General features: G+C 69.2%; 21 protein-coding genes. 5 read left to right on the plus strand and 16 right to left on the minus strand.

The genetic code is table 11. From position 1 onward, the window contains the following. Nucleotide 1: 1 nt before the first annotated feature. From ACWGKS_RS09405 to ACWGKS_RS09420, 4 genes are all read right to left on the minus strand, one after another. Nucleotides 2–988, minus strand: a complete 987-nt coding sequence (locus ACWGKS_RS09405) for an ABC transporter permease (RefSeq protein ID WP_087100578.1) — start codon at nt 986–988, stop codon at nt 2–4. Between the two features lie 34 nt (nt 989–1,022). Next, on the minus strand, nt 1,023–2,612 hold the full coding sequence (locus tag ACWGKS_RS09410) for an ABC transporter substrate-binding protein (RefSeq protein WP_087100579.1): 1,590 nt from the start codon (nt 2,610–2,612) through the stop codon (nt 1,023–1,025). Between the two features lie 80 nt (nt 2,613–2,692). Next, on the minus strand, nt 2,693–4,303 hold the full coding sequence (locus ACWGKS_RS09415; protein WP_358512494.1) for a hydantoinase/oxoprolinase family protein: 1,611 nt from the start codon (nt 4,301–4,303) through the stop codon (nt 2,693–2,695). A gap of 11 nt (nt 4,304–4,314) precedes the next feature. Beyond that, entirely contained in the window at nt 4,315–5,436 is a 1,122-nt protein-coding gene (locus ACWGKS_RS09420; RefSeq protein ID WP_358512497.1) for a DUF917 domain-containing protein, read from the minus strand. Between the two features lie 117 nt (nt 5,437–5,553). Between ACWGKS_RS09420 and ACWGKS_RS09425 the strand changes: the two genes are divergently transcribed. Next, nucleotides 5,554–7,017, plus strand: a complete 1,464-nt coding sequence (locus tag ACWGKS_RS09425; RefSeq protein ID WP_358512500.1) for a PucR family transcriptional regulator — start codon at nt 5,554–5,556, stop codon at nt 7,015–7,017. Between the two features lie 231 nt (nt 7,018–7,248). On the opposite strand, the gene ACWGKS_RS09430 is transcribed toward ACWGKS_RS09425, so the two are convergent. The 4 genes from ACWGKS_RS09430 to ACWGKS_RS09445 all read right to left on the minus strand — a co-directional run bounded on the left by ACWGKS_RS09430 (nt 7,249) and on the right by ACWGKS_RS09445 (nt 12,744). Then, nucleotides 7,249–8,067, minus strand: coding sequence for an FAS1-like dehydratase domain-containing protein (locus tag ACWGKS_RS09430; protein WP_358512503.1), 819 nt, complete (start codon nt 8,065–8,067; stop codon nt 7,249–7,251). Then, the gene (locus tag ACWGKS_RS09435; RefSeq protein WP_452522276.1) at nt 8,067–9,350 is read right to left on the minus strand and encodes a CaiB/BaiF CoA transferase family protein; all 1,284 of its coding nucleotides are present in this window, start codon (nt 9,348–9,350) and stop codon (nt 8,067–8,069) included. The genes ACWGKS_RS09430 and ACWGKS_RS09435 overlap by 1 nt, the downstream gene beginning before the upstream one ends. Nucleotides 9,351–9,428: 78 nt before the next feature. Beyond that, a complete protein-coding gene (locus ACWGKS_RS09440) occupies nt 9,429–10,694 on the minus strand; it encodes a hydroxymethylglutaryl-CoA reductase, degradative (protein ID WP_358512509.1) in 1,266 nt (421 codons plus the stop codon). 148 nt (nt 10,695–10,842) lie between these two features. Next, nucleotides 10,843–12,744 carry a helix-turn-helix domain-containing protein gene (locus ACWGKS_RS09445; RefSeq protein WP_358512512.1) on the minus strand — a complete coding sequence of 634 codons (1,902 nt, stop codon included), beginning with the start codon at nt 12,742–12,744 and terminating at the stop codon, nt 10,843–10,845. A 235-nt stretch (nt 12,745–12,979) separates the two neighbouring features. Between ACWGKS_RS09445 and ACWGKS_RS09450 the strand changes: the two genes are divergently transcribed. Beyond that, complete coding sequence (locus ACWGKS_RS09450; RefSeq protein WP_358512515.1) at nt 12,980–14,374, plus strand: MFS transporter; 1,395 nt, start codon at nt 12,980–12,982, stop codon at nt 14,372–14,374. A gap of 13 nt (nt 14,375–14,387) precedes the next feature. Here the strand turns inward: ACWGKS_RS09450 and ACWGKS_RS09455 are convergent, their stop codons facing one another. Together ACWGKS_RS09455 and ACWGKS_RS09460 are read right to left on the minus strand one after the other, a co-directional pair. Continuing rightward, nucleotides 14,388–15,107, minus strand: coding sequence for an IclR family transcriptional regulator (locus ACWGKS_RS09455; RefSeq protein ID WP_452522279.1), 720 nt, complete (start codon nt 15,105–15,107; stop codon nt 14,388–14,390). Further along, the gene (locus tag ACWGKS_RS09460) at nt 15,101–16,258 is read right to left on the minus strand and encodes a CaiB/BaiF CoA transferase family protein (RefSeq protein ID WP_358512521.1); all 1,158 of its coding nucleotides are present in this window, start codon (nt 16,256–16,258) and stop codon (nt 15,101–15,103) included. Before ACWGKS_RS09460 ends, ACWGKS_RS09455 begins: the two co-directional genes overlap by 7 nt. A gap of 71 nt (nt 16,259–16,329) precedes the next feature. Between ACWGKS_RS09460 and ACWGKS_RS09465 the strand changes: the two genes are divergently transcribed. Next, nucleotides 16,330–16,563, plus strand: a complete 234-nt coding sequence (locus ACWGKS_RS09465) for a hypothetical protein (protein WP_358512524.1) — start codon at nt 16,330–16,332, stop codon at nt 16,561–16,563. Here ACWGKS_RS09465 and ACWGKS_RS09470 read toward each other — a convergent pair. Beyond that, nucleotides 16,544–16,975 carry an Lrp/AsnC family transcriptional regulator gene (locus ACWGKS_RS09470; protein ID WP_358512527.1) on the minus strand — a complete coding sequence of 144 codons (432 nt, stop codon included), beginning with the start codon at nt 16,973–16,975 and terminating at the stop codon, nt 16,544–16,546. The genes ACWGKS_RS09465 and ACWGKS_RS09470 overlap by 20 nt on opposite strands. 150 nt (nt 16,976–17,125) lie before the next feature. Between ACWGKS_RS09470 and ACWGKS_RS09475 the strand changes: the two genes are divergently transcribed. Beyond that, nucleotides 17,126–18,154 carry an ornithine cyclodeaminase gene (locus tag ACWGKS_RS09475; RefSeq protein WP_452522282.1) on the plus strand — a complete coding sequence of 343 codons (1,029 nt, stop codon included), beginning with the start codon at nt 17,126–17,128 and terminating at the stop codon, nt 18,152–18,154. 169 nt (nt 18,155–18,323) lie between these two features. On the opposite strand, the gene ACWGKS_RS09480 is transcribed toward ACWGKS_RS09475, so the two are convergent. The 4 genes from ACWGKS_RS09480 to ACWGKS_RS09495 all read right to left on the minus strand — a co-directional run bounded on the left by ACWGKS_RS09480 (nt 18,324) and on the right by ACWGKS_RS09495 (nt 22,581). Beyond that, on the minus strand, nt 18,324–19,382 hold the full coding sequence (locus tag ACWGKS_RS09480; protein ID WP_358512533.1) for a methyltransferase: 1,059 nt from the start codon (nt 19,380–19,382) through the stop codon (nt 18,324–18,326). After that, on the minus strand, nt 19,379–20,044 hold the full coding sequence (locus ACWGKS_RS09485; RefSeq protein WP_358512536.1) for an HAD family hydrolase: 666 nt from the start codon (nt 20,042–20,044) through the stop codon (nt 19,379–19,381). Before ACWGKS_RS09485 ends, ACWGKS_RS09480 begins: the two co-directional genes overlap by 4 nt. After that, nucleotides 20,041–20,961, minus strand: a complete 921-nt coding sequence (locus ACWGKS_RS09490; protein WP_358512539.1) for a pseudouridine-5'-phosphate glycosidase — start codon at nt 20,959–20,961, stop codon at nt 20,041–20,043. The genes ACWGKS_RS09485 and ACWGKS_RS09490 overlap by 4 nt, the downstream gene beginning before the upstream one ends. A 123-nt stretch (nt 20,962–21,084) precedes the next feature. After that, entirely contained in the window at nt 21,085–22,581 is a 1,497-nt protein-coding gene (locus ACWGKS_RS09495; RefSeq protein WP_452522285.1) for an MFS transporter, read from the minus strand. 95 nt (nt 22,582–22,676) lie between these two features. Between ACWGKS_RS09495 and ACWGKS_RS09500 the strand changes: the two genes are divergently transcribed. Further along, the gene (locus tag ACWGKS_RS09500) at nt 22,677–23,153 is read left to right on the plus strand and encodes a MarR family winged helix-turn-helix transcriptional regulator (RefSeq protein WP_358512545.1); all 477 of its coding nucleotides are present in this window, start codon (nt 22,677–22,679) and stop codon (nt 23,151–23,153) included. Here the strand turns inward: ACWGKS_RS09500 and ACWGKS_RS09505 are convergent. Beyond that, nucleotides 23,104–24,564, minus strand: a complete 1,461-nt coding sequence (locus ACWGKS_RS09505) for a hypothetical protein (protein WP_452522287.1) — start codon at nt 24,562–24,564, stop codon at nt 23,104–23,106. The genes ACWGKS_RS09500 and ACWGKS_RS09505 overlap by 50 nt on opposite strands. Between the last annotated feature and the right edge of the window lie 151 nt (nt 24,565–24,715).

A 24,715-nucleotide genomic window follows, 5' to 3' on the forward strand; every position in this document is an offset into this window, starting at 1 on the left:
CTCATCCCTCCGAGATCGAGGTGCGCGGATCGACGGTGATCAGGATGAGGTCCACCAGGAGGTTCACTCCCAGGACCATCAGGGCGAAGACGAGCACGACCCCTTGGATCATCGGATAGTCCTTGGTCTGCACGGCCGAGATCAGCGTGGTCCCCATACCGGGGACGGCGAAGACCGTCTCGATGATCACGGTCCCGGCGGTGAGCCCGGAGAGCAGCAGGCCTCCCACGGTCAACGTCGCGGTGACGATGTTCGGCAACGCGTGCCGGAAGAGGACGATGCGCTGAGGCAGTCGCTTGGCCTTCGCGGTGGTCATGTAGGTGGAGTCCAGGACCTTGATCATCTCCACCTGGACGATGCGGGCCAGGTACGCCATCGGTCCCAGGGACAGGCCGAGCACCGGCAGCACCAGGGAACCCGGGTCGCCCCAGCCCGCGGGCGGAAGGACCGCCAACCAGACGCTGAACACGGCGATGAGGATGGCCGAGAGCAGGAAGTCGGGGATGGCGATGAGCACCCCGAGCCCACCGGAGATGACCGGGTTGGCGGACCCGCCCTTGGTGGAACGGGCGATGAGCGCCGCCCCCATGCCCAGGGGCAGGGCCCCCACGAGCGCCACCGCGAAGCCGAGCGTGGCCAGGGTGAGGGTCGTGGGGAACCGCGAGGTGATCACCTCGGCGACGTCCTGCCGGGACTGGATGGAGGTCCCCAGGTCGCCCCGGAACAAGCCCCCCACGTAGTCGGTGAACTGCTGGGGCAGGGGTTTGTCGAGCCCGAGGTCGGCCCTGGTGTTCTCCACCAGCCCCACCGGCGCGGTGGGCCCCAGGGCGGCGCGTACCGCGTCCCCCGGCACCAGGTGCACCACGAAGAAGCTCGCCAGCACGACGATCAGCAGTGAGGCGACCAGGCGTCCGCTCCGGCGGATCGCGAAGGATCCGCGCAGGGAGAGCCGGTCGTTGAACCGCGCGATGGCGGCCACGGGGGCCATGGGCCGATGTGTTCTCGGTGCGGTGCCCATGGCGTTACTCGGTCATCCGGATGGAGGGCGCCTGGATGTAGGAGGTCTCCTCGAACACCGCGCCGTTCATGAAGGTGGACAGCAACGTTCCGGCCACGGGGAAGGTGTGGAAGTTCTCCACCAGCGCCTTCTCGGCGTCCTCCCAGTATCCGCAGGCCTCGTCCGGAGAGGCGGAGAAGGTCTTCTCGGCGATCTCGTCGTATTCGTCGCCGGCGGTGGCCATGAAGTTCAGGCCTCCTTCGTCGGGTGTGTCGCCTCCATAGAAGGCGTCCTGGAGGGTGGGGTTACCGGAGGAGATCTGGATCCAGCCGGTGTCCCAGTCGAAGGTTTCGTAGAGGCGTTCGGACCACCCGGCTCCGTCCAGGGCCCGCAGGTCCGTCTGAACGCCGATCTCCAGCCAGTACTCGCGCAACAGTTCGGCGGCCGGGGCGTGCGTCTCGCTGCCGGCGTCGTAGACGAAGACGATCTCCAAGGGCTCTCCGTCGCGGTGGCGCAGGCCGTCGTCGCCGAGTTCCCAGCCCGCCTCGTCGAGCAGCTCACCGGCACGGTCCGGGTCGTGCCCGGGGGCGTCCCAGAGTGGCCCGTCCTCGGGGACGCAGAGGAAGGGCGACTCCGTGATCAGGGAGTCGAGTTCGACCGGGTGGCCGCCGCTGACGACCTCGGCCGCCTCATCGTGGTCGATGCCGGTCACCAACGCCTCGCGGACCAGTGGATCGTGGGTGGGACGGTCGTCCCGCTCGTTGAAGAGCATCTGACCGATGGGGTTGACGACCCCCGTGTAGTCGTATCCGGCGGCCTCGACGCGGGCACGGTCGGCCCCGGTGATCCGTGCCGCGTTGAGCTCCCCGGAGATCAACAGGTTGGTCCGGGTGGACTCGTCGGTGATGACCTGGACCTCCAGTCCGTCGGGGATGCCCTCGGTCTGCGAGGTCAGCCCGCCCGGCCCCCAGTCGTAGTCCTCCCGTGTGGTGTAGACGAAACGGTCGGGAAGGGCCTCGGTGAGCTCGTAGAGACCGGTGCCGTTGGAGACCCCTTGGAGGCTGTCGGGGTCCTCGATCCCCGCCGCGCACACCATCTCCACGGTTCCGACCTTGCTCAGGAGGAAGGGGTCCGGGCCCGGGGCGGTGACCTCCAGGGAGAGTCCGTCGCCCTCGGCCTCCAGGCCCACCGGAACGAGCGAGTCGGTGTGCACGGAGGTGTTGTCCGGGTTCGCGTGGTATTCGAGGTTCGCGGCGGCCACCTCGGCGTCGAAGTCCGTGCCGTCGTGACAGGTGACGCCCGGCTTCAGCTCCAGGGTGACCGATCCCCCGTCCTCGCCCTCCTGCCACGACTCGGCCAGCCAGGGCTCGAACTCGCCGTCCTCGTCGATGTAGACCATGGACTCGTAGGCGTAGGTGACGACCTGGCGTTCCTGGGGCTGGCTCCCGGTCATGGGGATGGTGTCGTTCACCTCCCCGGTCACCGCGGCGGTGAAGGTCCCCCCGGAGACGAGCTCCGCGTTCTCCTCACCACCCCCGGGCCCTCCGCAGGCGGTGAGACAGAGGGTTCCGGCGCTCAGCAGCGCGGTGGCTCCGATGATCTTTCTGGTACGCATAATCGGTACTTTCTCTTCAATGTTCCAGAGGCGCTGTTCCGACGAGACGGGTGGGTGCGAGCGGGTGTCCGCCCGGGAGATCAGGCCGGTGTCGGGTTTTTGGACCCCAGTCGGGCCAACGGCCCCGCGGCCTTGACCGAGACTCGAACGGTCTGTTGGGCGCTGTAGGAAATGGGGGTTTCGAGGATGTCGACGACCTCCACCCTCAGCGGGTCCGCGCCCGCTTCGATGGCGCGCTCGACGGCCGCTCGTGAGGCCTTGGCGACCGCTTCGTCGCGGTCCTCATAGGTCCCGATCTCCTGGGCCCGGCCACCCACCAGGGACATGGCGGCCCCGACCGCGTTGGCCACGTCCCCGTGTTCGGGCCGCAGGACGGTTCCGGCTCCGGGGAGTTCGGCCGGGACCAGGAACGCGCCGCCGCCGACGACCACCAGCGGCATGTCGAGCTTTCCGTGCGAGAGCCGCTCCACGGACTCCTGGAGCCACTCGTGGGCCCGGCCCAGTGCCGCCTCCAGTACGCGGCCCACGTCTTGGGGGACGTCGAGGCTCCATTCGTTGGCGATCGCCGTGTCGTGCCCGGCGTGTACGACCGCGTCCGTGAGGGTGGCGGTCTCCCCGCCGAAGGTGAGCGCGGCGGTCTGCAGCCGGTGGCCGACGGAGCCCGGGCCGACGCGTCCGGTCTCGGTGTCGACGTGGGTACCGCCGCCGACTCCGATGCTGAGCACGTCCGGCATGCGGAAGTTGGTGCGTACTCCCCCGATCTCTCGGGGCAGGGTCGACTCACGGGGGAACCCGCCCACGACCACGCCCAGGTCACTGGTGGTTCCGCCGACGTCGATGACGATGGCGTTCTCCGCTCCGGAGAGGAAGGCCGCCCCCCGGATGGAGTTGGCCGGGCCGGAACCGATGGTCAGCACCGGGAAGCGCGCCGCGAAGTCCAGGGCCATGAGGGTGCCGTCGTTCTGCGCGAAGTACACGGCGGCGTCGGTGAGGTCCTGTTCCTCCACCACGGTCAGCAGGGCGTCGGCCACCCCCCGGGCGATCCCGTAGAGCGCGGCGTTGAGGACGGTGGCGTTCTCGCGTTCGAGCAGGCCGATGGCGCCGATGTCCTGGCTGAGCGAGACGGGGGTGTCCTGGCCCAGGTGTTCGCGGACGATCTCCCCGACCCGCGCCTCCTGTTCCGGGAAGGACGGGCTGAAGATCCCGCACACGGCGACGGCGTCGACCGGTTGTTCGAGACCGGACAGGAAGTCCTTGACGGCTCGGGGATCCAGCGGCGAGATGGGCATGCCGTCCACCATGTGGCCGCCGGGCAGCACGGCCGAGCCCGCCAGGACACTGTCCCGCAGGTCCTGGGGCCAACCGGTCAAGGGCGGGAAGCCGGTGGCGGCCGGTGCTCCGAGGCGGATGACGGCCACTCGGCCCAGCCCCCGGCGGCCCACGATGGCGTTGGTCGCGTGGGTGGTGCCCATCATGACGCGGGCGACCTCGCCTCGTCGGTCCCCCAGGGTCTCCAGGACGGCGGCGATCGCGGCGCGGATGCCGCCGGTCACGTCGTCCGTGGTCGGCTGCTTGGTGTGGGCGATCACCCGGTTGGACGCGTCCAGGACGACGGCGTCGGTGTTGGTGCCGCCCACGTCCACTCCGAGCGACAGGTCGCCGTGGTCGGGGGAACGGGGTTCGGTACTCACGATTTCGGCCTTCACGCGTTCGCTCCCGACGTGCTCGGTTCTTCGTTCTGCTCCGTCGAGGGCCGAGGAGGGTGTCCCGCCTCGAACGGCACGTAGTCGATGTCGTAGCCGAAAGCGCGAGGCCCGGCGATGTCGAGTCCGCGTTCGGTGCGCCAGAGGGGGTCGCAGGCCCAGGCCAGCACCGACACCCGCTGGCCGAAGCGCAGGAGTTCGGTGGAGATCGCGTGGCCGGTCTCGCTGTCCACCAGGGTGACCAGGTCGGGCACGCTGACCAGGATCTCTCCGTCCTCCAGCACGACCAGGTTCTCGTTCTGCAACTCCACCCTGAGCAACCGGTCCCGCTCCGTCCCGGTACCGGAGATCGTCACCGAGCCGCGGACGAATCCGCCTTCGGTGCGGCGTGAGACGTCGATGATCTTCCCGTTGATCAGCACGTCGGCCCGCAGGGTCCGGGCGAGCGCCTGAACCGGCTCCCGCGCTTGGAGCATGGCGTGGCCGACCTCGATGGCCCGGCTGACCGTTCCCTCGATGACGGCTCCGGGGACGTCCCTCGCGTCGAGCAGCGAGGCGCCCAGGCACAGGGAACCGCTGGCCACGGAGAAGGCCCGGACGTGGCGCTCCAGCCATGTGGCGTCGATGGTGCGCATCACGATCACGTTCCCGACCACGTCCGAGAGGACGGTGGTGTCGCGGGGCACGCCCGCCACGTTCATGGCCACCATCGTGGCCTCGGGGAACGCCCGTCCCATGCCGTCGGCGTCGAGGACGTCGAGCCCCAACTGGGCCGCCCAGCCGACCGGGCCCACACCGTTGGTGCCGCCGATCTCCGTGGCCATCACCGCGGTGATCCTGCGGCCCGCGACCCGCTCCGCCTCGCGCAGCAGGGTCTCGGGCTGTTCCGCCGAGGGGAGCATCTCGATCCCCACCGTCGGGGCCCCGATGCCGGCCATCACGATGACCATGTCGTCGTCGGTCAGTTCCTCGACCGTGCGAAGCCGGACGGGACCGTGTTTGCTCAGTGCGTCAGCGACACCGAACTGCGAAGTGGTGACGGCCCCGCCACCGCCGGTTCCGAAGATGGCCGCCCCGGCTGCCAGGGCCGCGACATCGTCGGAGGATATGTTTCTTGTCATATTCGGAGCCTAGACAGACTCCGCTCAAAGACAATGTCGTCGCGGCACAGGAAAGTTGGGTAATTTGGGCTGATGGCACACATCGGCATTGAGCACATCCTTCGACAATCCTCCAGAATGGGCATCGAAGCGGTGGCGGGACCGCGGGAGGGGCGCAGGATCTCGCGCGTGGAGATCGCCGACATCGGTTCCATCGACTCCCTTCCGGCCGGGACCCTGGTGATCGCCGACGTGTCCGAGCCGCCCTCGGCCTACCGGATCGACATCGCGATCCGCCAGGCCAGCGCCCAGGAGCTGGCCGGGCTCGTCTTCCCCGCGGAACTGTCCCCGGCCCTGACCTCCCAGGACCTGGCCGAACGAGGGGGGATCCCGGTGCTCCGGGCCCCGGGGCAGAAGGCCTCCGACCTGGCCGTGGCGATAGACCGCATGGTCAACAGCGAGGCCTCCGACGTCCTGACGCGGACGCGGTTCGCGCTGGACAAGGTGCGAGAGGCCGCCGAGGGACCTTCGGAGGGCCGGGTGGAGGCGGTACTCACCGCGGCGGGACGAGCACTCGGCGGAAAGGTCGAACTGAGGACGGACCCCCAGGTCGGCTGGACGGAGGAAACGGCCGTGTTCGTCGGCGAGGCGCCACGCGGCAAGCTGGTCTTCGAACTCGACGACCAGGACGGCTACGCGGGGGACGACGCCGCGCGCCTGGCCCTGCCCGGTATCGCCTCCGTGGTGTCCAAGGTGCTGCTCAGGGAGGTGCAGCGCCGCTTCGCTCCCCGGCAGACCTCCGCCGAGCTCATCGCCCAACTGGTGGTGGCCGAGTCCTCCCGGGTCGACTCGCTGGCCGACCAGGCCTATCAGCTCGGCTTCCCCCTCCAGCTATCGCACGTGGTGGCCTGGCTCGAATTCACCGACCCCGGGGACACGAGCCAACTTCCACCGCGCGCCCTGCAGTCCGCGCTCGAACTCCACGCGCTCGAACTCTTCGAGCACCGCGACGAGCTTTGGCACATCGCCTTCATCCGCGATGACGCGTTGATCGTCTCCTCGGAGAACCCCGGCAGGGGCGACCAACAGCGCAGGCTCCGCGAGGTCGCGGCGGGCATCGCCGACCACGCCCGGATCCTGGCCGGCGGCCGCTGGGAGTCGACCGTGGGGTTGGGCGCCCCGCAGGTGGGAGCGTCCGGTCTGCGACAGTCCGCCTCCGAGGCGAGGATCGCCGCCGAGACGGCCGTGGCCTCCGGCCGGATCGGTCACATCGAGGTCACCGACGTCACCGGTCTCAGACGCGTCCTACTCGACTTCTACGCCTCCCCCACCAGCCGCAAGCTGCTGGAGGACCTGTTGCACCCGTTGGACTCCACGGACCCGCACCGGACCGAGACGGCGGTCAGGACGCTGTTGGCCTATCTGAGCCATCGGAACTCTCCGGCGAAGGCCGCTCGGGAGCTCCAGCTGCACCCCAACGCGGTCAGCTACCGGATCCGCAAGATCACGAAGGATCTTCAACTGGACCTCGACGATCCCGACACCCGCTTCGCCGTGGAACTCGCCTGCCGGGTCCGCCTCCTGAGCGCCGAGCGACGCTGAGGGGTGTTCGTTCCGCGTCGGTGCGCGGCCCGAGACATCGCCGAGACGATGCCCGGGCGGAACCACCCGTGTACCCGGGGATGGGGCCCTCCTTCCCACCGGTCCCGACCTCGGCCCTCGTTCGTGTCCGGGAGCGGACGGCCCACCTGACCGAACCCTGAACCGAGTCGACACGACGGCACCTGGGACACCCCCGCCACGGGGCTTCCCAGGTGCCGTTCGACCTTCCCCCTACCAGTGGACGGTGGCCTTGGCCGCGAGGTGCCCGTGGTCGTCCACCGCCACCACCCGGGCCTCGTCCTTGCCATCCGTCACACCCAACGTGATCTCGCGGTCCACGAAGAGCGGTGCGGTCGCGGTGAACGAGTAGCGGGCGGGTGTCCTTCCGGGGCCTCCACCATCCCCGTCGTGACCCATGACGGCGTCCAGCATCAGCAGCCGGGTGAGCGGACCGTGCACGAGCAGGTCCGCCAGTCCCTCTTCCCGCCGGGCCCAGTCCCGGTCGTAGTGCACGCGATGCGTGTTGAAGGTGATCGCCGAGAAGCGGAAGAGGCTCCGGGAGTCCGGTGTGTGCCGGTAGGACCGCTCCCCCACCTCCTCCACCTCGCGCGGTGGCGCCGGTGGGGCGCCCTCCCCCAGGAACACGTCGTGCCAGGTGCTCTCGATGGCCGGTTCTCCGTCCACGAAGTACCATCGCTCGATGTCGGCGAAGACGAGCCTTCCGTTCCTGCCGCTCTTCTCCGTGACGCGTCCGGCCCGCACCCGCTGTTCGACGGTGTCGCCCAGCCGGATCGGGCGGTGGAAGACGGTGTCCTCACCGGCGTACATCCTGCGTGGCAGATCGATCTCGGGCAGCACGTCGTCGCTCGGCGTGCCATCGGGGCGGAGCCCGTCCATGGTGGAGGAGAAGGGGAAGTACAGCCCCTCCCACCCCGGGGGCAGCGGATCGCCCAGAGAAAGCCCGGGGAGCCCGGGGGCGAAGGTGCCCCGGTAGTTCTCCGCCGGCGCGAGGTCCATGTGCTGGATACGCCTCACCTCACCGTCGCCCATCAGACGGTTCTGCTCTTCTTCAGCACGGCGATCTCCTCCGGGGAGTAACCGGCGACGACGGACAGCACCCGGTCGGTGTGCTCACCGAGCCGGTTGGCCGTCCTCTCCGTTTCGGCGGGGGTCTCGCTCAGCTTGATCGGCTGACCGAACATCCTCAGCCGACCCAGGTCTCCGTAGTCGGCCTCCACGATCATGTCCCGCTCGGCCGTACCGGGGTCCTCGACGACGTCGGCGACGGTGCGCAGCGCGGTCAGCGGAACGACGTCTCCGGCCAGTTCCTCCAGTTCGGCCTGGGTACGGCCCTGGAACCAGGAGTCGATCAGCGGTTTGACCTTCCTGTCGTAGACCTCCTCGTCGAAGCGTTTGCGCATGGTGTCGATCTCCGGGTCCTCGGCGGCCTCGGGCGTACCGAACAACTCGCAGGTGACCCGCCACAGCTTGTCCGTGTACCCGGCGAAGAACACCTGGCCGTCGGCGCAGTCGAAGAGTCCGTAGGGGCGCACCCACGCGTGCTCGTTGCCGGCCGGTTCGGCGACCTTGCCGTTGACGGTGTAATCGACCACGGCCGTCTCGGTGAGGGCGATGATGCTGTCCACCTGGGCGATGTCGACCTTCTGCCCGACCCCGCCACGCTCCACGTGCCGGATCGCGGCCAGGGTGCCGATGACGGCGAAGAGCGCGGCCGAGAGGTCTCCGATCGTGGTGCCCACCCGGACCGGGGCCGTTCCGGGGTACCCGTTCATGGACCACAGGCCACCGGCCGCCTGGGCCGTACTGTCGAAGGCCGGTCGACGGCTACGGGAACCCGTGTGCCCGTAGCCGGAGATGGCCGTGTACACGAGCGCCGGGTTGATCTCCTTGAGCACCTCGTAGCCCACACCGAGCTTCTCCATGGTGCCTGGCCGGAAGTTCTCCAGCAGCACGTCCGCCTTGGCCACGAGGTCCTTGAGGACCTTCTTGCCCTGCTCGCCCGAGAGGTCGATGGTCAGGCCGAGCTTGCCCCGGTTGTACTGGCCGTAGTAGCCGCTGAACTCCTCCGTGTCGGCGTCCTCGACCCCCTCATCGCCCTCGACGGCTCCCGAAGCGGTCAGGTACGGGGGGAAACCGCGGGAGACGTCGGGATCGTTGGGATTCTCGATCTTGATGACCGTGGCTCCCATGTCGGCGAGGATCTGGGCGGCGTAGGGCCCGGCCAGCACCCGCGACAGGTCCAGCACCACGATCCCGTCGAGCGCTCCGTCTCCACCGCCCAACTGACGGATGATCTCCTGCGTGTCGTTCATAGCGATCTCACTCCCTGTCGTCGGGCTGTGTGCGGGTCCGGGCCGAGGCTCGCCCTCAGTGGACGTCTCCCGCACGGGTCAGGCGGAGGTTCCCCGCAACTCATCCAGTACCTCGCGCGCGTACTCCTGCCGGATGCGTCCGGCCTCGACCAGTCGTGCGGCCACCTTCGAGACCTCCTGTCCCTCCGCGCCGGCGGTGGCCGCGAGGGTGCGGGCGTGCAGGGCCATGTGTCCGCGCTGGATCCCCTCCGCGGCCAGGGCCCGGCAGGCGGCCAGGTTCTGTACGAGCCCCACCGCGGCGATGACCTCGCCCAGTTCCACGGCGGAGTCGACCCCCAGGATCCTGATCGCGGCCCTGGCGGTGGGGTGCGCTCGTGTGGCGCCACCGACCAGACCCACGGCCAGGGGCACCTCCAGTGTGCCCACCAGGTTCCCGGCCGTGTTCCTCTCGAAGCGCGAGAGCGCCGTGTAGCGGCCGTCCCTGACCGCGTGGGAGTGGCATCCGGCCTCGACCGCGCGGGTGTCGTTCCCGGTGGCGAGCACGACGGCGGAGATGCCGTTCATGATGCCCTTGTTGTGCGTCGCGGCCCGGTAGGGGTCCGCGGAGGCGAAGTCACTGGCCAGAACGATGTCGTCGACCACCTGGGAGCCGCCCAGCAGTTCGGCGTCGAACTCACCGCGCACCCGCACGAGTCGTCGGTCGGCCTTGTTGCTGAGGATGCGCAGCAGCGACCTGCCACCGGAGAGCTCGGCCAGGCGGGGAGCCAGCGCCTCGGCCATCGTGTTGACGGCGTTGGCCCCCATCGCGTCGCGGACGTCCACGATCAGGTGCACGATGAGGTGGGTCCCCGAGGCCGTGGGGACCATGCGGACCTCCACGGAGCGGGCCCCGCCGCCCAACTCCACCAGGACGGGGTCCTGCTCGTTGGCCTGGGCGAGGATCTCCTCCTCGACCTCCAGGATCCTGAACCGGGCCTCCTCCGGGTTGGGCACGTCCACGAGCTGGACCTGGGAGATCATCACCGGACCGGAGGTGGAGGCCCTCAACCCGCCGAGTCCTCGGGCCATCCGGGCCGCGTTGGACGCCGCGGCCACCACGCTCGGCTCCTCGATGGCCATGGGGACGAGGTGGTCGCGGCCGTTGACGGTCAGGTTGGTCGCGATCCCCAACGGAACGCCGAAGACTCCGACGGCGTTCTCGATCATCTGGTCGGCCTGCTCGAAGACGAGGCCGCCCTGGGGCTCGAAGACCTCGGCGTCCACTCCGGAATCCTCGGTGACCCGGGTACGGCGCTCCTGAACACTGAGTTCCCGGAGCCCTGGGATACGACTGTTGACGGGCAAGAATCCACCTCCTGGCGCACGGCGCCCGACGGGTCGCCGGGCCTCCTTCTCACACTCAGTGGCGAGAATATGGTCGCCCCGTGCCGCGCAGCATGGTTCTGCAATACATGAAAAGCGCGAATCACTGTATCGAGAGTCTATGCCGACCTCATGCGGCTCCCCCGGTGAATCGCTCCCGCAGTTCGTCCATGCGCACCGCCAGGGAGATCCGGAAGTAGTTCTCGTCCTCCCGCCATCCGTCACCGAGGATCCGGTCCAGCCGTTCCAGTCGCTGGAGGATCGTGTTGACGTGGAAGTTGAGGGCGCGCGCGGTCCGGGTCGGACCGGCCCCGTGGTGGACGAAGGCCCTCAGGGTACGGAGCAGTTCCGTTCCCCGTTCGGCGTCGTACCGCTTGACCTCCCCCAGGGACCGGTGGAGGAAGTGCGTCATCCCGGGGGCGTCGGTGTCGAAGATGGCCGCGTAGGGGATGTAGTCGCTCGTTTCGGCGAGGACGTCGGAGACCCTGAGCGCCTCCAACAGGCGCACGGTCTTCTTCACGAGGGGGAACTGGACGCCCTGTTCCCCCTCGGGCGGGATCACGCCGAGCACCCCGCCCTCGATGTGTTGGGCGACCCCGCTTCGGATCTCCTCGGCCCTGCTCTCCAGCCCGGGCCTGCCCAGGACGACGACGAGCCCTTGGTGCTCCCCCGCCAGCGACGGTGTGGGGGCCAGCGACGCCGCGAGCCGCACGGCGCGACCGCGCTGCCCGGTCGGGACGGACAGCGCCAAGAGCGAGGTGAGGTCCACGGTCTCCATGCCCCGTTGCCTGCCCCGGGCGATGGCGTCCTGGCGCCGTTCCTCGTCCGCCGAGAGCAGGTCGGCGATGAGTTCGCTGTGCACGCGGTACTCCGTCTCGGCCACGGCCTCCTGTGAGAGCAGCAGCAACGCGCACACCTGCGCCGCTCGTTCGACGGTGCGGGCGTCCACGTCGGTGAGGGGGAAACCGCCCCGGCCGAGGAGGACCGTGCCCAGGTGCCGCTCCCCGGCCGCGAACACCACCACGCCCTCCACGGGCCCCTCGTCCACGAGCTGGACGAGGCGCCCCGACTCGGTGCTGCGGCGCAGCGCCCGGACCATCTCCTCGTCCTGGGGTATGTCGACCTCGGTCAACCCCTCCCCCGCCTCGGCCAGGGGATTGCCCGCCTGGTCGTACAGCGCCACGGGCCTGGCGAGCTCCTCGGACAGGGTGGTCGCCACCGTGCCGAAGTCACCGCCGGTCAGGACGGCCTCCACCAGCTTCCGGTGCACGCTGTGGGCCCTGTCCCGCTGGATCATGTGTTCGGTCAGTCGCGAGAGCGCCCGACGGGACTCGTCCTCGGCGCGTTGGAGGCTGCGCAGTGTCCGGGCGGTCTGCAGGACCACCGAACCGTGGTCGGCCAGCGCGGTCAGCAGCGCGGTGTCCTCGGGGGTGAACTCGTGTTCCTCTCGGGTGGCGACGAAGAGCACCCCGAGGGCCTCGTCGTCCGCCAGCATGGGAACGCCGAGCATGGAGACGATGCCCTCCGCCCGCACCGCCGTGTCGATCCCGGCCTCTCTGCGGTCCGCCTCGAAGTCCGCGTACCTGGGCACCGAGCCCCCGGACCCGCGTTCCACCACGAGGCTGGCCAGCCCCTTGCCCGGGGGCACCCGAAGCGCCTGGAAGTCCGACGAGACGGAGCCGATCGTATGGCGAACGAACAGTTCACGGGTCCGCGGGTCGTATTCGGACAGGTAGGTGAGGTCGCTGCCCATCATCTGGTGGGCGCGGTCGACGATCTTCTCCAGCAGCACGTCCCCGTCCCGCTCGGCGGCGAGTTCACGGGCGCTGGAGAACAGCGCACCCAACTCGTGCTCCCGGCGACGCAGGCGCGCCAGTTCACGTCTGTGCCTGGTGATCCTCTCGGAGAGGTCCCGCCCGGTGGGCTCGTCCAACCCGAGGTGGGACAGGGCCCGCAACGCCTCGTCCGCGTTCCCGTGATGGGTGTCGGTGATGGAGGTGACGAGCATCGACACGGCCTCGTCCCTGGACAAGGGCTGCTCTCCGCGAGACCGATCGGTCTGTGCCGGGTTCTCCACGAACACCTCCGCGGTGCCACATCAGGATGGGATGAAGACTCATAAATCGAGCCGATCAACGTAGGGAAGACACATATCACGGATGTGACAGCCGCCACTAATTTGGTTGGTGGCCCGATGGGGCTCAAGCGCCCTCGCCATCGCTCCGTGCGCCCTGCCCGGTCGCACGACAATCACAAGGGAGAGTGGTATGGCCGTCTCGCACGACATCGACCGCGCCGGTCTCGACTCGCGTCAACAGCGGCGCAGGGCCGTCATCGGCAGCTCCGTGGGTACCGTCATCGAGTGGTACGACTTCACGCTGTACGGCCTGGCCGCGGCGCTGGTCTTCGCCCCGCTCTTCTTCGGTGGGAGCGATCTGGCCGGTACCCTCGGTGCCTTCGCCACCTTCGCCGTGGGCTTCATGGCCCGTCCCCTGGGTGGTCTGCTGCTCTCCCACTACGGCGACAAGCTCGGACGCAAGGGAACGCTGCTGGTCACCCTGGTGATCATGGGCAGCGCCACGACGCTCATCGGTGTCCTGCCCACCTACGAGTCGATCGGCCTGTGGGCTCCGATCCTGCTGATCGTCCTCAGGATCTTCCAGGGAGCCGGGGCGGGCGCGGAGTTCGCCGGGGCCATGACCATGGCCAGCGAGTCCTCGGCGACGGGAAGACGTGCCTTCACCGCCGGTTTCCCGGGTGCCTCCGTCTACGTGGGGATGGCCCTGGCCACCAGCACCTTCGCCGTCCTGACCTGGCTGATGTCCGATGAGGTGTTCCTGGCCTGGGGCTGGCGCCTGCCGTTCCTGGCCAGCGTGGTGATCATCGCCATCGCGCTGTACTTCCGGTTCCGGGTGACGGAGACCGCGGCCTTCAAGGCCACCGAGGAGAACGACGACGTCAGCACCGCGCCCATCGTGGAGGCGGTGCGCGGACACTGGCGCTTCCTCCTGGCGGGCATGGCCCTCTTCGTCTTCACGCTCCCCTGGGTCTACATCGTGCAGACCTTCGCCGTCTCGTACACCACCGGGACCTTGAACGTGGACTCCACGCACACGCTGATCGGCCTGCTCGTGGCCATGCTGCTCACCATCCCGGCGACCCTGGCCGCGGGAGCCCTGGCGGACCGGATCGGTCGCAAGCCCCTCCTCATGGGGGCGGCCATCTTCGGTGTCGTCTTCGCCTTCCCCATGTTCATGCTTTACCAGACGGAGAACTCCCTCCTCGTGGCCCTGGGGCTCATCCTCGGTCTCGCGGTCATCCAGGGAGCCACCATCGGTGTCTCCGCGGCGATGATCGCCGAGATCTTCCCCACCCGTATGCGCTGGAGCGGGATCGCGCTCTCCCGAGAGCTCCCCGCGGCCGTCGCGGCGGGCACCGCACCCATGGTGGCCACCTGGCTGGTGGCGGTGGGTGGAGGAACCCCGTGGCTGGTGGCGGGCTACCTGGTCGTGCTGAGCCTCATCGGTGTGGTCGGCATCTGGTACCTGCCCGAGACGCTGGTCAAGGCGCCCACGGTCGAGGAGAACCCGCAGGAGGAGATCTCCCAGGGCGAGGTCGAGGAGACCCGGCTCGGCGGACAGCGCGTCCACGACCGCGGGTGACCCGTGTGGCCGCTCATCGGGGGATCCCCAGGCCGTGGTCGGCGAGCAGCAGGTTCGCCGACCCGGCGGCCCGCTCAAGGTGTTCTTCGATGCGTGCACGGGGGCCGGCGACGGACAGGGCGGCCACCACGTTGCCGGCCACCACGACCCCGACGGCCACGGCCGCCACGTCGGTGACGGACTCTCCGATGTTGGTCGCGTATCCGCGCCGTGTGGTCAGCGCGATCTCGACCTCGACCACTTCACCCGGGACATCCGTGTGGCCCGGCGCCTCGGTGACATCGACCCCCGGAGCGTCATAGGCGAGGAAGATCTTTCCGGAGCTGGAGGGCCACAGGCTCCTGCGTGTGCGCAGCACGGGGGAATAGGCGATGGGATGTCGGGAGGGCACGGTGTGCACGTAGGAGAGTTCCGATCCCACCGGAACGGCCAGTGTCACGGTCTCCCCGGTGCCGCGGGCCAGTTCGCGCATGACCGGTTCGACGAGTTCGACGACGGAGGTCGAGCGCGAGGCGAGCAGCGCGTGCGCGCCGAGCCCCAGGACGTACCTACCGCCCTCGGGAACCTCCACCAGGTAGCCCTCGTCGACGAGCCCTCGGACGAAGTCGTAGATGGAGGAGCGGGGTGAGCGCGACTCCTCCACCAACTCTTGGAGGCTCGCCCCGCGCTCGCTCCGAACGACGTGTTCGAGGATCCCCACCACCCGGCTGACGGTGCGATGCCTGCCTACCACCGCCGCGTCACCTCCTCACGGTCGGCGTCGATCGACGTGGCCGGCCGCACGGGCCGCAGGGGAGAGTCGGAGAAGGAGATGTTCGGCGTCGTCCGGAGATAGGAGTGCCCCAGGGGATGCCGAGTCCGCTGAACGGTCCCCCGCTCCCTCAGGTAGTCGTCCTCCACCAGGGATTCGAGGGTCCTGACCGGTTGCACGGGGACCCCCGCCGCCCCGCATTCGTCGAGGATCTCCCGTGTGGTCCGCTCGGCCGCGTAGTCGGCGATGATGGCCTGCACGTCCTCCATGCCCTCGTTCCGTTCCTGGTTGGTGGCGAACGGAACGTTCTCGGCGTCGCCCTCCACCCCGGCGATCCGGAGGAAGTCACTCCAATTGCGGTCCGAGTACGGAAGGACGCAGATCCAACCGTCCACGCATCGATGTGGTCTGCGGCCGGGCGCCAACGTCCTGTGCCAGCCCGCGGGGCCCCGAGGCGGGATGAAGGAGAAGTCGTTGAGCTGCTCGGCGAGGTTGAAGTCGACCATCACGTCCACCATGGGGACGTCCACCCATTGGCCCCGCCCGTGCGTGTCCCGATGGTGCAGCGCCGCCAGGACGGAGTAGACGATGGTCAGGGCACAGACCTTGTCCGCCATCACGTAGGGGGCATAGCGCGGCCGGCCCTCGGACTTGGCGTAGATGTCGCACACCCCGGAAGCCGCCTGGACGGTGTCGTCGTAGGCGGGTGTATCGGCCATGGCCGAGTCACCGGCATAGCCCTGCGCGGTGCACAGGATCGCCCGCGGGTTGAGCGCTCGCACGGACTCCCAGTCCAGGCCGAATCTTCGGCGTCGAGCCGGCAGGTGGTTGGTCACGATGATGTCCGCCGACCCCAGGATCCCGCGAAGTTCCGCCAGGCCCTCCTCGGTGCCCGTGTCGATCGCGATGTTGTACTTGCCATCGCCCAGGGAGTGGGCCGCACCGCTCATCCCGGGTGCGACGCGTGCGCCGATGTGCCGCACCACGTCTCCGCGGGGAGGTTCCACCTTGACGACGGTCGCGCCCAGTTTGGCCAGCAGCCTGCCGGCCATCGGCGCCATCACCACGCTGGAGATCTCCGCGACCCGCACACCGGCCAGCGGTCCGGCCCCCGTCCCTGGATCCAGATCCACGTCGTCTCCCCCACCTTCGGCGCATCATCCGTATATCCGTTGCGTTAGCCGTATATGCAACTATCGATCCGGTGGGAGTCGCTGTCAAGGAGTCGTCGCAGGGCACTCGAACGTCGGGATCGGAGAACGCGCGGGTACCCGGCCCGGTCGCGGACGGCCGGCCGATCACCTTCGAGCCGCAGGCCCCGGAGCACGTCCGGGCCCTCGGCTTCGGCCCCGACCACCGCGCACGCGTCGGCGAAGGAATCGCGGCCCGTGACCGGTACACGGTCGGCGCGCCTGCGATCAGCGGACCACCGAACTGAGCAGCAGACTCGTCTCGCTGTTGACCACACCGTCGATCCCGCGCATCCGGCGCAGCAACTCGTCGAAGCCCTGGAGGTTCTCGCAGGAGATCTCCGCGACCAGGTCCCACCCGCCGTTGGTGGTGTGCAACGCCATGATCTCGGGGAATCCTCGCAACTCGGCGATCACGTGGTCGGTGGTCCGCCCCACCACTTCGATGAACGAGATCGCCCGCACCTCCCCCGTCTCGTGGTGGTCGCGCACCCGCACGCCGAACCCCACGATCACGCCCTGGGCCTTGAGCCTCTCGATCCTGTTGGTCACCGTGGCCCGCGAGACGCCCAGTTGCTCGGCGAGCGCGGCCACGGGCGCGCGCCCGTCCTTGCGCAGCGCGGAGATGAGACGACGATCGAGATCCGTGAGGCGAGCCATGAGCATAATGCTAGGTCTTACTTGTCGATCTGACACACCCGCCCGCTGAATTTGCGCATTTCTTCTCTTATATTCGCACATCGAGATCACTACTCTGAATCACATCCACAATCACCTCTCCACCCCCTCAACCTGCGCGAGGAGCCATGAATGACGCAGTTCGTCGACGTCGAGAACATGTCCAAATGGATCCAGCATGAAGGCGTCGAACGCATCATGTCCGGAATGATCGGTTATCTGGAGGAGGATTTCCAACGTTGGGAGCGATTCGACAAAGTCCCCCGAATCGCCAACCACACTCCCTTCGGCGTCATCGAACTGATGCCGACCTCCGACCACGAGACCTACGCGTTCAAATACGTCAACGGCCACCCCTTCAACCCCGCCCGCGGATTCCAGACGGTCACCGCCTTCGGGGTCCTGGCCGACGTGGACAACGGCTATCCGACCTTCCTCGCCGAGATGACCCTGTTGACCGCGCTGCGTACCGCCGCGACCTCGGCCATGACCGCCAAGGCCCTGGCCCGCACGGACGCGCGGCGCATGGCCATGATCGGCGCCGGCTCCCAGGCGGAGTTCCAGGCACTGGCCTTCCGGGCCGCTCTGGGCATCGAGGACCTGCGCGTCTTCGACGTGGACCCCGCCGCCGTCGGGAAGCTGCGCCGCAACCTGGAGCCCCTGGGCTTCCGGGTGACCGAGACCTCCTCCACCGACGAGGCCGTGGCCGGAGCGGACATCATCACCACCTGCACGGCCGACAAGGCCCGGAACACGGTTCTGGGCTCCGAGCAGGTCCGACCCGGTGCGCACGTCAACGCGGTGGGCGGCGACTGCCCGGGCAAGACCGAACTGGACGCCGAGATCCTCCGTCGGGCACGGGTGTTCGTGGAGTACACCGAGCAGACCCGCGTCGAGGGGGAGATCCAGCAGATGGAGCCGGACTTCCCCGTCGTCGAGTTCTGGCGGGTGCTCACCGGCGCGGAGGGCGGACGCCGCGACGAGGAGGAGATCACCGTCTTCGACTCGGTCGGCTTCGCCATCGCCGACTTCTCCGCGCTGCGATTCCTGCGGGACTCCACCACCGGGACGGAACTGCAGACGTTCATCGACCTGGTGGCCGACCCGGAGGACCCCAAGGACCTCTTCTCCCTGGTGCACTCGCGCAAGCCCGTCGGGTGAGGCCCCGCCGTCGACGTCTTCGTCCCGTGGGGCGCCCACGAGTCGGCCCGCGTGGTCGGTTGCCGAGCGACCGCCCACGCGGACCGCACTGTTCTCGGGGGACGCCCCCGCCATCGGTCTCTTCTCGTCCCGGTACGTGTACGCGGTCGGCGCCCTCCCGGATCGGTGATCAGACGGGGTCGGCCTCGATCACGCGGAAATCGGTTCCGGCGACCCGGTCGGAGACCGTACGCAACCGGAGACCGGAGGCCTCCAGGAGCACGGTGAAGTCCGCGAGGGTACGTTCGACGCCTCCGGCGGTCAGAACCAGCATGTTCAGGTCGCTCAGCGCGCTCTCCAAGGCCATCTCCGCGCCGGGGTCCGCGCGTTCGGACAGGACCGGTTCGACCAGGAGCAGGCGACTTCCCTGGCCCATCGCGGAGCGGCAGTTGCGGAGGATCCGTACACAGGACTCCTCGCTCCAGTTGTGCACCACGCTCTTGAGCAGGTAGGCGTCCGCTCCCGGCGGCACTCCCTCGAAGAAGTCTCCCTCGACCACCTCGCAGCGACCGCTCAGTCCGCGTTCCTCGATGAGGGCGCGGGCCTGCTCGGCGACCTGAGGCGTTTCGAGTACCACCCCTCGCGCCCGGGGGTTCTCCGACAGGATGCGGCTGAGCAGGGTCCCGTCGCCGCCGCCGACGTCGACGATGGTCCGGTAGTCGCCGAAGCCGTGGGCGGCGGCGATGCGCGGGGCCTCGAACCGGGCGTTCTCGGCCATGGCACCGCCGAAGAGCGCGGCGTAGTCGGGGTGGGCGCCCACGTAGTCGTAGAAGGACGACCCGTGCACCTCGTCGAAGGCCGCCCGGCCGGTCTCGATGCTGTGGGTCAGGTGCAGCCATGAGTCCCAGAACTCTCCACCGGTGAAGAGTCTGGAGATCATACGCAGCGAGTGGTCCCGATCCTCGGTCAGGAAGCGCCCCAGGGGCGCCAGCCCGAAGCGTCCCGGCTCGGGCTCGGAGAGGAGTTCCAGGGTGACCAGCGCCCGCACGAGTCTGCGGAGCGAGGGGGTGTGCGTGCCGGTGGCCCCCGCCAGGTCGTCGATGTCGCGATGCTTGTCGCGAAGGAGGTCGGGCAGGCGCAGTTCGACCGCCGTCCTGATGATCTGCGAGCCCATGTACCCATAGGCCATCCGGACGACGGCGGCCCTTGAGGACGCCTCGGTCTCAGCGTGGTCGGCGGTGCGATTCATGGGTTCTCCCGGAGTAGGAGGTCGACGACCTCGGCGAAGGAGTCCGCGATGTCCCCGGCGCCGGAGGCCAGGAGTTCGGCTTCCTCGCCAACCCCGTAGGTCACCCCGATGGTGGCCATGCCCGCCGCCCGGCCCATGCGAATGTCACCGACGGTGTCTCCGACTACGGTGCACCGTTCCGGGTCGGTGTCGAGCAGCCCGGCGGCGTGCAGGGCCATCTCCGGGTCGGGTTTTCCCGTGGCCACCATGTCGTCGCCCACCAGGGCCTCGATCAGGTCGGCGATGTCCGTGGCGCGGACGGTCTTGCGTGCCCCGTCCAGGGTCTTGGACGTGGCCACCGCGGTCCGCGTGCCCCGCCCACGCAGCCGGTCCAGTCCTTCGCGGACGCCGGGGTAGAGGAGATCCCCTCGCCTTTCCCGCACGTAGGCGCCGAACCGCTCGCGGTACAGGGTCTTGGCCTTGACGATGTCGGGGTGCTCGGGTTCGAGGCCCATCAGTCGGGCCAGGTTCTGCTCCAAAGGCTTGCCGACGGTCGCGCGGATCTCGGCGTCGGGGAGTTCGTGCCCCATCTCCCGCAGGAGGTCGCCCGTGATCCGGGTGATGGCCGCGGGGCTGTCGACCAGTGTTCCGTCCAGGTCGAAGATGACCGCTCGTGCGCTCACGCTCCCGCCTCCTGCGCGCTCATGGCGACGGCCAGCTGCCCGGAGAGTCGGGCGTTGCTGACCAGGACGGCCTTGGTGGCCCTTCCACTGCGTCCGCCGGTCGCCTTCACCACGGCCTTCATGAGGAAGGGGCTGAGGGCGTTGCCGGTCACACCCGTCCGCTCCGCCTCGGCCAGCGCCTCGGTGACGGCGGTGTCGATCTCCTGGGGGTCGAGGGCTTCCTCCTCGGGGATCGGCGCGGTGAGCAGCACCGTTCCGTCCCCGTTGAGGTCCCAGTGCAGGCGGGCCGCGCGGGCGACCGTTTCCATGTCGTCCACCCTGGTGACGGGGATCCCCGATGAGCGGGCGTAGAAGGCGGGGAACTCGTCGTACCGGTATCCCAGGAGCGGGACCCCCGCGGTCTCCAGGTACTCGACCGTCAGCGGCAGGTCGAGGATGCTCTTGGCACCCGCGCAGACGACCACCACCCTGGTCCGGGTGAACTGGAGCAGGTCCGCGGAGATGTCGAATGTGCGCTGGGCGTCGCGGTGGACGCCTCCGATCCCCGCGGTCGAGAAGACCGGGATACCGGCGAGCCGGGCGATCACGATGGTCGAGGCCACGGTCGTGGCCCCGTGGGCGCCGCGGGCGAGCGCGAGGCCGAGGTCACGGCTGCTGACCTTGGCGATGTGGTCCGAGCGTCCGAAGAGGTCGATCTGCTTGTCGTCCATTCCGACGACGAACTCCCCGTCGATGATCCCGATGGTGGCGGGTACGGCACCGGCCTCCCGTACGGCCGACTCGATGGCCTGGGCGATCTCGACGTTGAGCGGGTAGTCGGGGCCGTGAGCGATGAGCGAGGACTCCAGGGCCACGACAGGACGCCCGTCGGCCTGCGCGGCACGGACCTCCTCGTTGACGTGAAGTGGAGGGGTCATGTCTTTGCTCCTTGCTTCTCACCTGTGGTGGGGGCACTGGGTTTCAGCGTGCCGCCCGGTCGCGGGCGGCACATCACGTGTTCGCGTGAGCCGCCCGCCCCCGTGGTGGGACCGGGCGCGCGGTCACGAATGCGCGGACGCGGAGTCGCCGATCTCCCCCGCCGTGGGCGGGGCCCCGGGCTCCGGTTGGGCTGCGCGGGGCAGCAGGGGGACCAGGATCAGGGCGATCAGGAAGGCCCCGGCGTTGTACCAGAGCGTCGTGGCGGCGGCGTCGGAGAACGCCTCGCCGCGGTTCGGTCCCGCGGGGTCTCCGGTGGCGAGCCAGAAGAAGAGCACGCCGACCACGGCCACACCCATGGCCGTGCCGAGCTGCATGACGGCGTTGGCGACGCCGGACCCGGCACCGGCGTTCTCCTCCCCCACGTCGGCCAGTACGACACTGGCCAGGATGGGAACGCACATGCCCATTCCCAGGCCGGTGACGAGTACCGGTAGCGCGACCTGCCACCAGGTCGCGGCCGGGCCGATGACGGACAGGACACCGATCAGGGCGAGCACGCCGAGCAACATGACCGCCAGGCCCATACCGATCACGCGGCGCCCGTGGGTGGTGGCGTAGGCCTGAGCGACCCCGGACATCAGGGTGATGCCGACGGGCCAGCTGACCACGGCGACGGCGGTGAGCATCGGTGTCCAGCCCTGGCCGAGTTGGAGGTTGTAGGTCAGGACGAGGAAGAGTGAGGCCAGGCCGGAGAAGAGAACGAACATCACGACGGCCCCGGCCGTGAAGGAACGGTGGGTGAAAAGGGACGGCGGCACCAGCGCCGAACCCGTGGTGCGGTCCCTGTTCCTCTGGTGCAGGACGAACAGGATCATGAGTGGGACGGAGGCGACGAGCAGGCCCAGCGACAGCGCGTCCCAGCCGCGTTCACGCCCCTGGATGAGCGGGAACATGAGGGCGAACATCGCCAGGCTGACGAGGACGATGCCGATCGGGTCGAGACGGAGCGGGTCGGTGGCCCTGTTCTCGGGCATGAGCCACAGGGCCAGGGCGATGGCGAGCGCGCCCAGCGGGACGTTGACGTAGAAGATGGCGCGCCAGCCCAGGCCGAAGATGTCGGCCTCGGCGAGGACCGCGCCCAGGAGCGGGCCGCTGACGTTGGCCAGGCTGAGTGTGATGCCGTAGAAGACGAAGGCCTTCGCCCGGTCCTTGTGGTCGAACAGCACGATGATGATCGACATCACCTGGGGAACCATCAGGGCCGCGGTGAGGCCCTGGGCGAGCCGGCCGGCGATGAGCACCTCGGCCGTGGGCGCGGCGCCGCACACCACCGAGGCCACCGTGAAGCCGGCCATCCCGATGAGGAACATCCGCTTGCGGCCGAGGATGTCGCCGAGGCGCCCGCCGGTGATCAGGGCCAGCGCGAAGGTCAGGGAGTAGCCCGCCAGGATCCACTGGGCCGCCGAGTACTCGGCGCCGAGGCTGCTCTGGAGACGGGGCAGGACGATGTTGACGATGGTCGCGTCGGCGAGGTCCATGAACAGGGCGAGGAGGACCACCCCCAGGACCACCCACCTCTTGCCGCTTCGGGCCATGGGTGGGGTGTGCACTTCCGTCATGGTGGACTCCGCTGCAGGAAGGTAGGATCAGAAATAAGGCAACTTAGAGAATGACTAATTTAGTGTCTCTCTATCTTGGAGAGACTATGGGAAGGGTGAGCGCAGTGTCAACGCCCCAGGACGACACCAAGGCCCTCTATGAGGAACTCCGTGTGGGAGCCTCCCTGTCCGTGCGGTTCCACTCGGCCCTCGCGGCGTACGCGGGCATCAACATCACCGACATCACCTGCCTGGGCGCCCTCGACAAGAACGGTCCGATGAGCCCCGGCGAGCTGGCCGGGCACGTGGGGCTGTCGCGCGGCGGAGCCATCACCGCCGTCGTCGACCGCTTGGAGAGGGCGGGGTTCGTCCGGCGCGGCCGCGACGCGACGGATCGCAGGAAGGTCGTTGTCGAACTCGTCCGCGACGGCGCGTACGCTGGGCTGACCGCGACCTTCGACGCCCTCGGGCACTCCTACACCGAGACCATCGAGCAATACTCCAAGGAGGAGCGCGACCTGCTCCTGGAGTTCAACCGGCGGATCAACGCCCGGCTCCAGGAACGGATCGGCGAGCTCCAGGAGCGCGCATGACCACCACGTTCCCCTCGGTGCCGTACCCCAGGACGTCCTGGGCGTACTGCTCGTCGTCGAAGGTCACCATGACCCAGTCGGCACCGGGTTCGGAGGAGACGGGGAACGCCTGGGGATGTGGTCCCCCCGAGACGTAGGGCGCGTCGATCTCCCCCAGCCTCCGCAGGTCCATGTCATAGACCTTGTACACGCGTTGGGCGTCGTCGGTGGCCAACGCCCACCACCCGCCGCCCACGCGCCGCAGCACGCAACCCTCCGTGCGCCGGGAGGCCGTGTCCACGGCGGCGATCGTCATGGGCGCGGACAGATCCGCCCCGGGTTCGGACACGGCGAGGACGGGACGGAACTCCAGTTCGGGCGCCAACCGGACGACGTCGGCGTAGAGCACGTGCCAGCGCCCGTCGATCCTGGCCAGCGACGGCTCCCAAGCGCTCAGGGTGGACGGCGCGGCCAACCGTGTGTTCGGGATGACGTGCACCCCCGTGAGCAGATCCGCGTCGGTGCGCGCGCACCGTACGTGCACCCCCGGGGTGGGGAGGTCTCCCCCGCACACCACCAGGGAGAAGTGGCCAGAGGCCTCGTCGTAGACCACGTGCCCTGCGTTGTCCCCGGTCACGATGCCGTCATGGGCGAAGAACAACTTGGCGGTCTGCCGCATCCGGTCCGGCGCGTCGGGGTCGAACTCCCACACCGCCCAGTGCGCCTCCTGCGCGAAGCCCATCCCGGCGCACCCGGCGGTGAGGAAGAACCGGCCGTCGCGTATGTAGGGGCGCCCGTCGGCGTGGGTGATCAGCTGTGGATCGCGCAGGCCCACCTGACCGAAGTAGCCCGCGCGCACCCGTCGCAGCCCGGCGCCCGCCACTCCGAAGGCGTACTCCCACCGCCCCAGGAGCCCCGGGTCCCGTAGGTCCACCAGGGTGCGCACGTCGGCGCCCCCGCCCAGCAGCGGGTCGCCCCACTCCGCTCCCTCGTCACGGACCAGCGCGGTCACGACGTTGCCGGTGACGGTGACGGCCAGCTGGTGAGGCAGGACCGGACGGACCGGCGCGTCCGCCGCGACGGTCGTTGTGCCATCCACGGTCACCTCCAGCCGGACCTGTCCGACCCCGGCGTCGTAGACGACCACGACCCCGTCCTCCGAGCCCTCCTCACCGCTGCGAAGCCCCGCCGTCACCGTGCCCCCCGCCGCCGCGGCTCCCCCGATCGGGTCGGCGCCGACGTCCACGAGAACGGTCGCGAAGGGGGCGACCGGCGCGTGCCCGGTGAGCACCGTTCGCCCGGCACCGCCGTTCAAGACCTCGGGATCGTCGGTGTCGAACACGACGAACCCCGGCGCGATGAGGTCGAAGGGGCGGAAGCGGTGGCTGATCTCGAAGCGCAGGTCGCTCAGGGGCGTCCGGATGGAACTCATACTCGTCCTCTCCATGGCGGTCCGGACACGTCCGCGCCCGGGCTCCGAGCCTCACACCCCACTGATCCGACGAACATCCCGAAACCTCGCCAGAGCCTCCCGGTCCGATGCGCCGCGTACCCGTCCCGCCGCCGGGGACCACGCGAAATGA

The organism is Nocardiopsis sp. NPDC055879 (assembly GCF_053615935.1).

What these genes read in the sequence shown, in the direction of transcription:
- ACWGKS_RS09405 (WP_087100578.1), bottom strand. Translation starts at nt 988, where the DNA reads ATGGCCCCCGTGGCCGCCATCGCGCGGTTCAACGACCGGCTCTCCCTG.
- ACWGKS_RS09410 (WP_087100579.1), bottom strand. Translation starts at nt 2,612, where the DNA reads ATGCGTACCAGAAAGATCATCGGAGCCACCGCGCTGCTGAGCGCCGGA.
- ACWGKS_RS09420 (WP_358512497.1), bottom strand. Translation starts at nt 5,436, where the DNA reads ATGACAAGAAACATATCCTCCGACGATGTCGCGGCCCTGGCAGCCGGG.
- ACWGKS_RS09425 (WP_358512500.1), top strand. Translation starts at nt 5,554, where the DNA reads ATGGGCATCGAAGCGGTGGCGGGACCGCGGGAGGGGCGCAGGATCTCG.
- ACWGKS_RS09430 (WP_358512503.1), bottom strand. Translation starts at nt 8,067, where the DNA reads ATGGGCGACGGTGAGGTGAGGCGTATCCAGCACATGGACCTCGCGCCG.
- ACWGKS_RS09435 (WP_452522276.1), bottom strand. Translation starts at nt 9,350, where the DNA reads ATGAACGACACGCAGGAGATCATCCGTCAGTTGGGCGGTGGAGACGGA.
- ACWGKS_RS09450 (WP_358512515.1), top strand. Translation starts at nt 12,980, where the DNA reads ATGGCCGTCTCGCACGACATCGACCGCGCCGGTCTCGACTCGCGTCAA.
- ACWGKS_RS09470 (WP_358512527.1), bottom strand. Translation starts at nt 16,975, where the DNA reads ATGGCTCGCCTCACGGATCTCGATCGTCGTCTCATCTCCGCGCTGCGC.
- ACWGKS_RS09475 (WP_452522282.1), top strand. Translation starts at nt 17,126, where the DNA reads ATGACGCAGTTCGTCGACGTCGAGAACATGTCCAAATGGATCCAGCAT.
- ACWGKS_RS09480 (WP_358512533.1), bottom strand. Translation starts at nt 19,382, where the DNA reads ATGAATCGCACCGCCGACCACGCTGAGACCGAGGCGTCCTCAAGGGCC.
- ACWGKS_RS09490 (WP_358512539.1), bottom strand. Translation starts at nt 20,961, where the DNA reads ATGACCCCTCCACTTCACGTCAACGAGGAGGTCCGTGCCGCGCAGGCC.
- ACWGKS_RS09495 (WP_452522285.1), bottom strand. Translation starts at nt 22,581, where the DNA reads ATGACGGAAGTGCACACCCCACCCATGGCCCGAAGCGGCAAGAGGTGG.
- ACWGKS_RS09505 (WP_452522287.1), bottom strand. Translation starts at nt 24,564, where the DNA reads ATGAGTTCCATCCGGACGCCCCTGAGCGACCTGCGCTTCGAGATCAGC.